The sequence below is a fragment of the Bacillus cereus group sp. MYBK139-1 genome (assembly GCF_051916915.1).
Classification (GTDB): domain Bacteria; phylum Bacillota; class Bacilli; order Bacillales; family Bacillaceae_G; genus Bacillus_A; species Bacillus_A pacificus.
The window spans coordinates 82,746-96,420 of the sequence record NZ_JBQAHO010000007.1 but is presented as its reverse complement, the minus strand read 5'-3'; the positions used below and the strand labels follow the sequence as shown (position 1 = coordinate 96,420).

Sequence of the window (13,675 nt, the reverse complement as noted above, 5' to 3'; positions counted from 1 at the left end):
GAATATTATTATGGAGTGGAAACGTTCCATATGCTTTTTAGCTATATTTTCTTTTATTTTTTCCTCAAGTACATCCGCCCAAGCAAATGTCGTGGAACCAGTTTTAAAAGATGTGCGAAGTTATAAAATTTATTATGGTGAAGCAAATGAGCAAGTAATTGAGGGACTTTCAAAGTATGACATGGTCATTATAGAGCCATATGCATTTACGAAAGAGCAAGTTCAGCAATTAAAAAAATCCGGAACAGTAGTCCTTGGGTATGTTAGTGTTTTAGAATTAGAATCGTGGCATAAATCGCAAGTAGTTGAATCAGACTATTATTATCGAGACGGTAAGAAAATGAAGATTGAGCAGTGGGATACATATATTATGAATTTAGCTGATGAACATTACCGGCGGATTGTTGTAAATAAAGTGAAACAGCAAGTTATTGGAAAAGGAATAGACGGTGTGTTTTTAGATACCGCTGGTGATATTGATGACTATTTTTATGATCAGCCAGTTACACAAGGGAAATTTCGCGAAGCATATGTAAATTTATTAAAAGAAATAAAAGGTGTTGATTCCGATTTGCTTCTTATACAGAATTGGGGATTTGACACAATCAAAAATACATCCTTGAATTTTATACATGGTGTATTGTGGGAGGACTTCAATAAACAAGCTATTACGAAAGATGAATGGAGTCAAAATTGGATGCGCTATTTTAAACAACAAAGTAATAAGATTGTAACGTTTACCGTTACTCCAAATACCGTATCTAAAAAATATAGTTCTATAAATGGGTTTATTCCTACAATTAATCCGAATGATATTTATGATAAATAGCAATTATTAGGGATGAGAAACTATCAATATTCACTATGAAAGTTTAGGTCAGTATACGATTATCTTATAAAGATGAATGTATTACTGACTAGCTCATTTTATAATATTCCATGTTAGAAATTAGTAGAGTAAGATAGAAAAAATGCATTATCCTATTAATTTTTATAGAAATGAAAAACGTAATGTTTAAAATAACATCAATACTTGTGTCATGGTTAGAGTACGTTTATAATCAAGGAATCTTATTAATGTTCTGATAGGGTTATTTATGATTGAAAGCGTTTTAAATTTGGTGTTCTTCAAGGTAGGAAGTCTGACTTATTTAAATTAAAAATTATGTATGTAGTTTTAAATAGGAAGAAAAATAATAAAGAATCACTTTATATTGTGGGGAGGTTAAAAGTGTGAAAGGGAAAGACTTTCACACGAATACATATGGGTTACGTAGGATTATTACTTTCGGGTGCAGCTTTATTTTTAAATAGTCTTGTTATATTAGGAAAAGCAGAGATGAAAAGTGCAGGTGTTTTTAATTTATTTGTGGGTGCACTACAAATTATTATTCCGTTCTATTTAATCATGATTTCTGATCAAAGCAATTGGACGGTATATTCATATGCAGCTACTTTCTTATTCGGATTAACCTATTTATATGTAGGTGTTACTTTTATAAAAGGGATGGATAGTAGCGGTCTAGGTTGGTTTTGTATTTGGGTAGCAATTATTGCTTTATTCTATATGGTTGTTTCATTTGTTCAATTCCACGATGTTGTGAATGCGCTAACGTGGTTTATGTGGGCATTACTTTGGTATTTATTCTTTGTATTAAATACACAAAAAAAGAACATCAATCAATATCTTGGAAGGATTGCCTTCGTACAATCATGGGTAACATTGACGTTACCTTCACTCTTTTATTTTATGGGAGTATGGGGAGAGGGGTTCGTATATGAATTATGGGTTTATGTATCTGTAATTTCTATTTTATACTTCTGTTATTGTATTTATAAATATCGAGTACGTTAATATATTTTTTGGAGAAAAGCATGGAATCGTTAAACGAGTTCCATGCTTTTTATATGTTAGCATTTATAATAGAGAGGTAGTATTTTACAATTTATCGAAATGGGGATGATAAAGTTGAAAAAAGTATTGGTGCTAGGGGGAACTAGATTTTTTGGTAAACATTTAGTAGAAGCACTTTTGCAAGATGGGCACGATGTAACGATTGCGACGAGAGGAATTACGGAAGATTCTTTTGGAAGTAGAGTAAAAAGACTTATTGTAGATAGAGAAGATGAAAAACAACTAGCAGAGCGTCTAGCAGATAAAAGTTATGATATTGTATACGATAATTTATGCTATAGCTCGAATGCAGCGAAGATAATATGTGAAGTGTTACGAGGGAAAACGAAGAAATACGTTATGACATCTTCAATGGCTGTCTATGAACCAGCACTAAGTTTATCAGAAGAGGACTTCAATCCGTACGAGTATGAAATTGCGTATGGAGATAGGAATGACTTCAATTATGGTGAAGGAAAGAGATTAGCCGAAGCAGTTGTATTTCAACAAGCAACATTTCCAGTTGTTGCAGTTCGTTTTCCAGTTGTTATTGGAGAAAATGATTATACGAAAAGGTTACAATTTTACGTTGAACATATTGTGAGAGAAGAACCTGTCGCAGTGAATCATCTAGATGGAAAATTGTCGTTTATACATGAGGAAGAAGCCGGGGGATTTTTAGCTTGGTGCGGGATGAAAGACATAGAAGGGCCAATTAATGCTTGTAGCAACGGGGTAGTTTCTACTCGGGAAATTATTCATTTTATAGAAGAAAATACGGGGATAAAATCACGCATTCAAGAAGTAGGAGATCATGTAGCACCTTATAATGAAGTGACTAATTGTACATTACATAATGGAAAAGCTAATGAATTAGGATTCCCGTTCCGAGGGTTGAAAATAGAAATAGAACAAGTATTACGTTATTACATACATGCAATGAAATAATCATAAATCCCCCGGTGGCAATCCGGGGGATTCTGGAGGATTTCGACAATACTAATTCTACATTACCAAACTTACCTTATACGCACGACTAATGTGTTTGTGACTGAATTGCTTGTAAATACTTTTCATTTACCTGGTCCCAGTTCACTGTATGCCACCAATTGGTAACAAATTCTGGACGCCGATTTTGATACTTTAAATAATAGGCGTGTTCCCATACATCGATGACGAGTAATGGAGTCTTCCCTTCTTGCAGAGGTGTGTCTTGATTAGGTGTACTCATAACAGTAAGTTCTTCACCATCAAGGACAAGCCACCCATAGCCACTTCCAAAACGGCTAATTGCTGCTTTAGACAGTTGATCTTTTAAGTTGTCAAAGGTATTGAAATAATAATCAATTACTTTTGCAACGTCTCCATTAGGCTCGCCGCCACCCCGTGGGCTCATTACTTCCCAAAACAGACTATGACAATAATGTCCACCACCGTTATTTCTGACAGCTGTAACAATTTCCTTTGGTAAAGTTTCTAAATTACATAGTAACTCTTCTAAAGATTTATTATGTAATTCCGTATAGTTTTCTAAAGCAGCATTCAAGTTATTTACGTATGTCGCATGGTGTTTTCCGTGATGAATAGAAAGTGTGTCGCTATCGATATATGGCTCTAGTTCATCATAGTCATATGAAAGCTTTGGCAATTGAAATGAAGACATAATATTACCTCCTTTCTTTTTAAAAGTTGGTCTAGGTAAAAATAATTTACCTGAGTCAAAAATACACCTATTTTTTATGTAAGTCAATAGTAATCTCTTTAATTTTCTGAAAAATATTACAATAAAAGTAACAATTCGACTTTCGTTTGTGACTCTTATTCTTTTTGCTTATACTGTAAAGTAGAACGTTTTGTTGGAATAGAAGGAGATCGTTTATGAGTAAAACGAAACAATTAATAGAGGAAGCGAGTCAATTTATTACGATTTGCTATAAAGAACTTAATAAAGAACAATTCATAGAAGAACGTATGAAGGAAATTCAAGTTGAAATAGAAAAGACGGGGACGTATGAACATACATTTGAAGAACTTGTCCATGGATCGCGAATGGCATGGCGCAATAGTAATCGATGTATCGGAAGACTATTTTGGAGTAAGATGCACATATTAGATGCACGTGAAGTAAATGACGAGGAAGGTGTATATAATGCATTAATTCATCATATTAAATATGCAACGAACGACGGAAAAGTGAAACCGACCATTACGATTTTTAAGCAATATCAAGGTGAAGAGAATAATATACGAATTTATAATCATCAATTAATTCGATATGCAGGATATAAAACAGAAATGGGAGTGATTGGTGACTCTCATTCCGCTGTGTTTACAGATTTTTGTCAAGAACTTGGCTGGCAAGGAGAAGGTACGAATTTCGATGTATTGCCACTTGTGTTTTCTATAGATGGAAAAGCGCCTATATATAAAGAAATTCCGAAAGAAGAAGTAAAAGAGGTACCAATTGAACACCCAGAATACCCAATTTCGTTACTTGGAGCAAAATGGTACGGGGTTCCAATGATTTCAGATATGCGCTTAGAAATTGGCGGTATTTCCTATACAGCAGCTCCGTTTAATGGATGGTATATGGGAACAGAGATTGGGGCACGTAACTTAGCGGATCATGATCGCTATAATTTACTTCCAGCAGTTGCGGAAATGATGGATTTGGATACATCGAGAAACGGTACGTTATGGAAAGATAAGGCACTAATTGAGTTGAATATTGCTGTATTATATTCCTTCAAAAAACAAGGAGTTAGTATTGTAGATCATCATACAGCTGCACAACAATTTCAACAATTTGAGAAGCAAGAAGCATCATGTGGACGGGTTGTCACTGGCAATTGGGTGTGGCTCATTCCGCCGTTATCTCCAGCTACCACTCATATTTATCATAAACCGTATTCGAATGAAATTTTGAAGCCGAATTTTTTTCATAAATAGTTTGTAGTATAGGGCATTTTCTGTAAAAATATAAATTTTTTTAATTACTGTTACGTAGCAAATGGAAGCCTTTACCCTCGGTTATTTTTGGAAGGAGCTTTTTGAACCAAGGAGTTCCTTATGTTATAATCAAATTTCTGTTTCGAAGACCTTATAGAAATATAAGGTCTTTTATTTTGCTTTTTTATGTAAGAGGAATAGAAATTTTCTTTTAAATAAGGGATTTAGCATATTTTTAGGGACAACATAAGTGTGTAGGAAATAGATAAATTATTATACTTATATAATCATTGTGTTTTGGGTGTAAACAATAAAACATAATAAAGTTGTTTTTTTAGATTGCTGAGGAGGGAGGAAGTGTAAATGAGGATGAAGAGTCGAAAAACGGATTGGCCTGTATTTCTTATTAGTGGTGGTTCGCTTTTATTATTTGTAATTGCGGTTTTCTTAAATAAAAATTATGTAGAGGGAGTCATTAATAGCAGTTTTGCAGCTTCAATTAAATATTTTGGTGCCTTCTGGCAAGTTTTATTAATTGGTACATTTATTGTTGCAATGTGTATGGCATTCTCGAAATATGGAAGAGTTAAACTTGGGGGATTAGAAAAACCTGAGATTAGTACGGCAAAGTGGCTTGCTATTATTATGTCGACATTACTTGCCGGAGGTGGCGTTTTTTGGGCAGCTGCAGAGCCAATGTACCACTTGATGACGGTGCCGCCGATACATGAAGGTATATCTGCTGGAACGAAAGAAGCAGTAATGCCTGCTTTAGCACAAAGTTATATGCATTGGGGTTTCTTGGCTTGGACGATTTTAGGTACAATCAGTGCGGTAGTTATGATGTATGGGCATTATCATAAAGGTATGCCGTTAAAACCTCGAACGCTTTTATATCCTATTTTTGGTGAGAAATTGCGAAAGAGTTTGCTTGGAACAATGATTGATGCATTTGCCATTATTGCAGTAGCTGCAGGGACGATTGGGCCGATCGGATTTTTAGGCTTACAAGCAAGTTATGGCCTACAAGCATTGTTTAATATTCCTGATGTTTTTACTACTCAATTAGCAATTATTATTTGTGTAGTTGCGGTTTCTACTATATCTGCAGTAACAGGAATTAATAAAGGGATTCAAATTATAAGCGATTTAAATGTTAAATTAGCGATTTTATTAATGGTATTTGTATTATTATGTGGACCAGGTGGATTTATTATTGATTCGTTTGTATCTTCGTTTGGATTTTATATAAATGAATTTATTCCAATGAGCACATACCGCGGTGATACAGGTTGGTTAGGATCGTGGACAATCTTTTTCTGGGGATGGTTTATTGGATATGGACCGATGATGGCAATTTTAGTGAGCCGTATTTCAAGAGGAAGAACGATTCGAGAAATCATTGTTGCAATTGGAATTATTGCACCTATTATTACAACATTTTGGTTTACAATTCTGGGAGGATCAGGTGTGTTTTATGAGTTAATGAAGCCTGGTTCTATTTCAAGCGCATTAAGTGAATCGGGTATGCCAGCTGCTATGATTGCAATTACAGAGCAACTGCCACTCTCTCATATTATTGGGCCGGCATTTCTTTTATTAACAATTTTATTTGTAGTGACAACAGGAGATTCAATGGCTTATTCGATTTCGATGGCAGTGACTGGAGATGGAGATCCTAGAATTAGCTTACGAATTTTTTGGTCGCTTATTATGGGAGCAGTTGCTGCAATTCTGTTATACATGGGTGAGGGAAGTATTAACGCCTTGCAATCATTCATCGTAGTAACAGCTGTCCCGGTATCCATTCTGTTACTCCCAATGCTATGGCTAGCGCCTAAAGTTGCAGGGGAACTAGCATTAAAACAAGGCATTGTAAAAGAAGAAGATAAAACTAGCTTCTTGTTCCAAAAAGCTAGTAGATCAAAATAAATAATTGTATTCATATAAAAAGAGGAAGCATTTCAAATGAAATGCTTCCTCTTTTTTATTTATTTATTTAACTAAGATCATACTCTGTACATTTTCAATCTATTCTAATACTTTATCTTTCGTCTCTGGGACACATAGTAGCATTGTAATTAAACCGATTGGATAGATAATGAAGATAAGAGATAATGCGCCCATTAAATTACCACCTGCAGCAAGTAATCCGATAATAACAGGTCCAAAGCCAGCTAAACCACGTCCTGTACCGAAAATAAAGTTTTCTGCTGTAGAGCGAGCTTCAGCAGGATAGTTTTCAGCTAAAATTGCTCCGAATCCTCCCATCATGCCATTTGCGAAGAATCCAAGCAATGCGCTGCCCCATAACAATAATGTTGGATTTGTGAATAAGAAGAAGTAAATGAGACAGTATATAGTACCACCGACATAATAGATTGTAAAAGTTTTACGGCGACCAATTTTATCAGCTAGAATTCCAAAAATTGCAATTCCAATTAACATACCGATCGTAGAGATGAACATCCAACCACTAGCTTTTGCTAATGTATAGTTATATTTATTCGCTAAAATAGTTGGCATCCATGTAAAGATACCATAATATCCGAAGTTCTGGATGAATGACATAATAATAAGGCCAATAGTTGTTACTGTTACTTTTTTATTTGCAAATAGCTTTCGAAGTGGGAACTTTTTCATTTGTTTTAGTTGTTCAGCCTCAGTAGTTGTTAAACTGCCTTCAACCTCTTTTTGTAACAATTCTTTTTTGTATCTTTGTTTTTGTTCCCATATTTTCGGTTCACTTAAACTTTTTCGTACATAAACAGCTAATAAAGCGGGAATAAGTCCAAATAGGAAAACAGCTCTCCATCCAAAATGTGGGACGATAAATGCTGGAAGGAGTGAAGCTACTAGTACGCCAAATTGCCATCCAAGTGCAACAACAGATGTCGCCTTAGCACGCATTTCTTTAGACCATGTTTCAGTTACGATGGCCATTCCAATCCCGAATTCACCACCAACTCCCATCCCCACTAAAAAGCGAAGAATTAATAATTGCCAATAATCTGTTGCGAAATAAATAAGTGCTGTTGCGAGTGAAAATAGTAAGATTGTGAAGGCCATCGTACGGATACGCCCAAATAAATCAGCAATAAATCCAAATAAATAAGACCCAATTAGCATTCCTATTGTGGTAGCTAAAGTTAAGTTTCCACCTTCAACAGGGCTTAAATGAAATTCTTTTAAAATGTAGACGAGTACGAAAGATAAGAGCAACATATCTAAGCCTTCTGCTGCATATCCTAACGCAGACCCAAATAATGTTTTATATCTTTTCTCTTTCGTTTCCTCTGTTGTTGATTGTACATCAGTAGTGACGTTCATCATTACTCCCCCTTATTTTCTTCTACAGTCGCTATGGAAGAATAACAAAAGGCCTTCTCACCTGATATGATGAGAAGGCCAAAAAAAGCATACGTATTTCTAAAATAGGCCATACGTATAGTATATTCCGACTTCCTTCTCAACCTCACGGGGTTGGGTTAAAGGACTGTATTATATTACTTTATTTTTAGCACTCTTCTATTAGATTGTCAAATAGAGCGGGAATTGTTATGTGTAAAATATTACAAAAGATATTTCATTCTTCTTGACGCCCACTTCATTATTTTCCGATAATAAAACTAACTCATATAAAAAGGAATGAATCACAGATGCTAAATTTAGTACTTATGATGATTGAACGTGTCGGGCTTATTGTTATTTTAGGGTTTTTACTTTCTCATATTAAAACGTTCAGGCGCCTTCTTCATAAGCAAGATGGGTATGTAGATAAGCTTAAGCTTATTTGTATTTTTTCGGTGTTTACAATTGTAAGCAATTACACAGGAATTGAAATAGCAGGAAATACGATTATGAATGAAAATTGGCTACAGGGTGTTTCTTCATCGAGCACAATCGCGAATACACGTATTATGGGTGTTGGAATTAGTGGATTGCTTGGTGGCCCTATCGTCGGAATTGGAGTAGGATCAATTGCTGGTATTCACCGTTATATGCTTGGCGGGACGACTGCACTAAGCTGTGCAATCTCTTCAATTTTAGCGGGGGTTATAACAGGTTATATTGGATACATTTTTAAAAAGTATAATCGTACAATTACGCCTAAATTTTCAGCGGTTTTAAGTGTGTTTATCGTTTCTTTAGAAATGATTATGATCTTATTAATTGTAGAAGATGGAATGAGTATTGTGAAAACAATTGCGATACCAATGATCCTTGTAAATAGTTTTGGAAGTTTTATTTTACTTTCTATGATACAAGCTATATTGCGTCAGGAAGAGAACGCAAAGGCACTTCAGACTCATAAGGTATTACGTATTGCAGATAAAACGTTACCGTATTTTCGCCAAGGCTTAACAGAAGAATCATGTAAGCATGTGGCACAAATTATTCACCGTTTTACAGGAACAGATGCGGTATCCTTAACAGATACAGAGAAAATATTAGCTCATGTTGGATTAGCATCAGATCACCATATTCCTTCACATAGTTTAATAACTGGTTTGTCGAAAGAAGTGTTACAAACAGGGAAAATAATGAAAGCAAAATCACGTGAGGTCATTAATTGTCAACATGAAGGATGCCCTTTGCAAGCGGCGATTGTTATTCCGCTAACTTCACATGGAAATACGATAGGGACATTAAAACTGTATTTCAAAAATCCTAACCAGTTAAGTCGTGTGGAAGAGGAATTAGCAGAAGGATTAGCAAAAATATTCTCTACACAACTTGAATTAGGGGAAGCCGAGTTGCAAAGTAAATTATTGCAAGATGCGGAAATAAAGGCATTACAAGCACAAATTAACCCGCACTTTTTATTTAATGCGATTAATACAGTATCAGCTTTATGCCGAACAGATGTAGAGAAGGCAAGGAAGTTATTGTTACAACTTAGCGTGTATTTCCGTTGTAATTTGCAAGGCGCACGTCAGTTATTGATTCCACTAGAACAAGAATTAAACCATGTACAGGCATACCTATCGCTAGAACAAGCAAGGTTCCCAAATAAGTATGAAGTAAAGATGTATATTGAGGATGAGCTAAAGACAACTTTAGTACCACCATTTGTTCTTCAACTATTGGTTGAAAATGCGTTGCGACACGCTTTCCCGAAGAAGCAACCAGTATGTGAAGTGGAAGTGCATGTTTTTGAAAAAGAGGGTATGGTTCATTTTGAAGTAAAAGATAATGGGCAAGGAATTGAGGAAGAACGTTTAGAACAATTAGGAAAGATGGTAGTTTCGTCCAAGAAAGGGACTGGAACAGCTTTATATAATATTAATGAACGTCTTATTGGGTTATTTGGAAAAGAAACGATGCTTCATATCGAAAGTGAATTAAATGAGGGGACAGAGATTACTTTTGTTATTCCAAAAAAAGTAGGGGAGGAAGAGCAGATTGTTAAAAGTACTAGTAGTTGATGATGAAATGTTAGCACGCGATGAACTAAAGTATTTATTAGAAAGAACGAAGGAAGTTGAGATAATTGGTGAGGCTGATTGTGTAGAGGATGCATTAGAAGAGCTAATGAAAAACAAACCAGATATTGTTTTCCTAGACATTCAGTTATCTGATGATAACGGATTTGAAATTGCGAATATATTAAAGAAGATGAAAAATCCACCTGCCATTGTATTTGCGACTGCCTATGATCAATACGCGTTGCAAGCATTTGAAGTAGATGCGTTAGACTATATTTTAAAGCCATTTGATGAAGAACGTATTGTACAAACATTAAAGAAGTATAAAAAACAAAAGCAGTCGCAAATAGAAACGAAGCAAGAAATAAAAGGGGCAGATGTAACGGCAGAGATGCATAAATTAGCATTACCAATTGAAGAATCAATCGTACTTGTAAATATTGAAGATATTATATATGTAGGGCTTGTGGATGGAAAAGTGACAGTAAAAACAATGAGGGACACATATATAACACACGATACACTTGTGATTTTGGAAAAGAAGTTGCCGCAAGCAAGTTTTATGCGTGTACATCGTAGCTTTATTGCAAATATTAATCATATTACTGAAATCCAGCCGTGGTTCAATTCTACTTATAATTTAATTATGAAAGAAGGATCAAAAGTACCTGTTAGTCGTACATATGCAAAAGAACTCAAGAAGCTGCTTCGCATTTAAGAAGCAGCTTTTGTATTTCAGCCTTTTATATGTGTAACTGATTCTGTATATTTGACGTTCTGTTATGTAAACGCTTACTAAGGCGAGTATATCCTATACAATAAAGGTACCAAATCGAAAGAGGTGGCCAAAATGAGTACGAAAAAAGTATATAGTTTCTTATCACAAGCATTCATATTCTCAGCTATTATGTTAGTTTCTAATATTATTGCAACACATTTACCAATTCCGATGCCTTCATCGGTAATCGGGTTAGTCATTTTATTTAGTCTATTATGTTTAAAGGTTATTAAATTGGAACAAGTTGAATCACTTGGAACAGCTTTAACAGGTATTATCGGATTCCTTTTCGTCCCATCAGGTATTTCGGTTATTAATTCTCTTGGTGTAATGGGACAATATTTTGTACAAATTTTAACTGTAATTGTTGTCGCGACAGTTATTTTACTCGCTGTAACAGGATTATTTGCACAATTTATTTTAGGAAAAGATGAAAAAGAAACAGAAGATACAAAAGAATTGAAAGTAGTAAATAAAGGACGCAAGCACGGAAAAGTTGCGTAACTATTTTTGGTATATATTGTTAGGAGGGAATGAACATGGCAAGCACAATGACTCCATATTTCGGAATCGTCGTTTCATTAATCGCATACGGAATCGGAACATTATTATTCAAGCATTCAAAAGGGTTCTTCTTATTCACACCATTATTCGTAGCGATGGTATTAGGGATTGTCTTTTTAAAAGTAGGTAACTTTACTTTCGAAGAATATAATACTGGTGGAAAAATGATTAGCTTTTTCTTAGAGCCAGCAACAATTGCGTTTGCAATTCCATTATATAAACAAGTGGATAAGTTGAAAAAATATTGGTGGCAAATTTTATCAGCTATCGTGGTTGGATCTATTTGTTCAGTAATTGTCGTGTTCATTGTTGCAAAAGCAATTGGCCTAGATACAGCAGTAATGAATTCAATGTTACCACAAGCGGCAACAACAGCAATTGCGTTACCAATCTCTGAAAGTATTGGTGGTATACCAGCAATTACATCGTTTGCAGTAATCTTTAACGCAGTTATCGTATACGCATTAGGAGCGTTATTCTTAAAAACATTTAGAGTGAAACATCCAATTGCAAAAGGTTTAGCACTGGGAACAGCAGGTCATGCATTAGGAGTGGCAGTAGGAATTGAAATGGGTGAAGTAGAGGCAGCTATGGCAAGTATTGCTGTAACAGTAGTTGGAGTTGTAACGGTAGTTGTCATACCGATGTTCATGCCATTCATTGGATAGTAAAACTTACTTAAAAAATGAGAAAAGCAAGCTATTTGTAGGACAGATTTCTACTGATAGCTTGCTTTTTATGTTACAGTAGTGGTAAGACCTATTTTGAAAAAATGTAAGTTTCCTTAAATCTTCATTAATACTGTGTAGAATACGTTTTGAATTAGGTCATTGTATTGTAAAATAAGAAGTAAGCTACTATAGATCTGCTAAGGTAGACGTATAATGAGCTTATAAAAATCTTAATATGAATGAATAATTAAAAGTAGAAAAGAGAGAAAAATCTACTTATTAACGTTTTACTTTATAGGACAGGAGAGAGTACTCGTCGATTATGCAAATAAAAAACCTGTTTCAAAGCAAAGGATTTCAGAGGTTACTCGTATTAGTAATACTTGCTCTCGTATTATATGGGCTGCAAAGTATGTTGAATTTAATATTAATTACGTTTATTCTTACGTATTTAATGGATCGATTCCAAAAGTTTATTTCTCGCAAATTAGACCACTTTATGCCCATTAATCGAAAGCTCATTATAGCATTTCTATATGTTATGTTAATTGGCGGAATTGCTATTACGCTATTTAAATATTTACCAGTATTAACGATACAAATTTCACAATTGATTTATCAATTTAACGTATTTTTAAGAAACCCACCGGACAGTGAATTAATTAAGTATGCAGTTAATGCTGTTAATCATATGGAACTTTCGAAGTATGTAGGACAAGGTGTTGACATTTTGTATAAATCGATTACGAATGTTGGGAAATTTGGCCTTCAAGTGTTACTTTCTTTAATTTTAAGTTTATTTTTCTTATTGGAGAAAGCTCGTATCGTTGCTTTTACTGCAAAATTTAAAGAGAGCAGACTTGCAATTTTCTATACTGAAATCGAGTACTTCGGTAAGAAATTTGCACGTTCATTCGGAAAAGTAATTGAGGCACAATTTTTAATTGCAGTTGTTAACTGCGTTTTATCCGTTATTGCATTATGGATATTAGGATTCCCACAATTATTAGGTTTAGCGTTAATGATCTTCTTACTTGGTTTAATTCCAGTAGCTGGGGTTATCATTTCGTTATTCCCGCTTTGTATGATTGCTTACAATATCGGCGGTATTATGTACGTTGTTTATATTTTAGTTATCGTAACAGTCATTCATGCGCTTGAAAGTTACGTGTTAAATCCGAAGTTTATGTCGCAAAAAACAAACTTACCAATTTTCTATACGTTTATGGTATTAATCTTCTCGGAACACTTCTTAGGTGTATGGGGATTAATTATCGGTATTCCAATCTTCATTTTCTTATTAGATGTCTTAGATGTGACAAGTGATGAAATGGAGAAGGACGCTGGAAAAAAATAAAGTGAAGAGAAAAAAGCATCGATATTCGATGCT

12 protein-coding genes are annotated in these 13,675 nt (G+C 34.6%); 10 read left to right on the top strand and 2 right to left on the bottom strand.

Annotated features, from left to right (window positions below; genetic code table 11):
* Positions 1-10: 10 nt before the first annotated feature.
* From ACTFRS_RS25200 to ACTFRS_RS25190, 3 genes are all read left to right on the top strand, one after another.
* On the top strand, positions 11-829 hold the full coding sequence (locus ACTFRS_RS25200) for a putative glycoside hydrolase (RefSeq protein ID WP_139868609.1): 819 nt from the start codon (positions 11-13) through the stop codon (positions 827-829).
* Positions 830-1,264: 435 nt separating this feature from the next.
* Positions 1,265-1,855, top strand: a complete 591-nt coding sequence (locus ACTFRS_RS25195) for an AmiS/UreI family transporter (RefSeq protein WP_000542569.1) — start codon at positions 1,265-1,267, stop codon at positions 1,853-1,855.
* A gap of 105 nt (positions 1,856-1,960) precedes the next feature.
* Positions 1,961-2,842 carry an NAD-dependent epimerase/dehydratase family protein gene (locus ACTFRS_RS25190; protein ID WP_242293748.1) on the top strand — a complete coding sequence of 294 codons (882 nt, stop codon included), beginning with the start codon at positions 1,961-1,963 and terminating at the stop codon, positions 2,840-2,842.
* An 88-nt stretch (positions 2,843-2,930) separates the two neighbouring features.
* On the opposite strand, the gene sodA is transcribed toward ACTFRS_RS25190, so the two are convergent.
* The gene (gene sodA / locus ACTFRS_RS25185; RefSeq protein WP_139868604.1) at positions 2,931-3,557 is read right to left on the bottom strand and encodes a superoxide dismutase [Mn]; all 627 of its coding nucleotides are present in this window, start codon (positions 3,555-3,557) and stop codon (positions 2,931-2,933) included.
* A gap of 215 nt (positions 3,558-3,772) precedes the next feature.
* Between sodA and ACTFRS_RS25180 the strand changes: the two genes are divergently transcribed.
* Positions 3,773-4,843, top strand: a complete 1,071-nt coding sequence (locus ACTFRS_RS25180; protein ID WP_318160926.1) for a nitric oxide synthase oxygenase — start codon at positions 3,773-3,775, stop codon at positions 4,841-4,843.
* 363 nt (positions 4,844-5,206) lie between these two features.
* A complete protein-coding gene (locus tag ACTFRS_RS25175; RefSeq protein WP_061184141.1) occupies positions 5,207-6,775 on the top strand; it encodes a BCCT family transporter in 1,569 nt (522 codons plus the stop codon).
* Positions 6,776-6,874: 99 nt separating this feature from the next.
* On the opposite strand, the gene ACTFRS_RS25170 is transcribed toward ACTFRS_RS25175, so the two are convergent.
* Positions 6,875-8,173 (bottom strand): MFS transporter, encoded by a 1,299-nt coding sequence (locus ACTFRS_RS25170; protein WP_242293751.1) that lies wholly within the window; start codon positions 8,171-8,173, stop codon positions 6,875-6,877.
* 329 nt (positions 8,174-8,502) lie between these two features.
* Here ACTFRS_RS25170 and lytS point away from each other — a divergent pair, with 329 nt between their 5' ends.
* The 5 genes from lytS (at position 8,503) to ACTFRS_RS25145 (ending at position 13,642) form a co-directional block, all read left to right on the top strand.
* Positions 8,503-10,272: a two-component system sensor histidine kinase LytS gene (gene lytS, locus ACTFRS_RS25165; RefSeq protein WP_139868596.1), complete on the top strand. Its 1,770-nt coding sequence runs from the start codon at positions 8,503-8,505 to the stop codon at positions 10,270-10,272.
* Complete coding sequence (locus ACTFRS_RS25160) at positions 10,250-10,990, top strand: LytR/AlgR family response regulator transcription factor (RefSeq protein WP_000921835.1); 741 nt, start codon at positions 10,250-10,252, stop codon at positions 10,988-10,990. Before lytS ends, ACTFRS_RS25160 begins: the two co-directional genes overlap by 23 nt.
* A gap of 132 nt (positions 10,991-11,122) precedes the next feature.
* Positions 11,123-11,554 (top strand): antiholin-like murein hydrolase modulator LrgA, encoded by a 432-nt coding sequence (lrgA, locus tag ACTFRS_RS25155; protein WP_242293752.1) that lies wholly within the window; start codon positions 11,123-11,125, stop codon positions 11,552-11,554.
* Between the two features lie 35 nt (positions 11,555-11,589).
* Positions 11,590-12,282 (top strand): antiholin-like protein LrgB, encoded by a 693-nt coding sequence (gene lrgB, locus ACTFRS_RS25150; RefSeq protein ID WP_000168869.1) that lies wholly within the window; start codon positions 11,590-11,592, stop codon positions 12,280-12,282.
* A gap of 325 nt (positions 12,283-12,607) precedes the next feature.
* Positions 12,608-13,642, top strand: coding sequence for an AI-2E family transporter (locus tag ACTFRS_RS25145; RefSeq protein ID WP_001166015.1), 1,035 nt, complete (start codon positions 12,608-12,610; stop codon positions 13,640-13,642).
* Positions 13,643-13,675 lie beyond the last annotated feature (33 nt).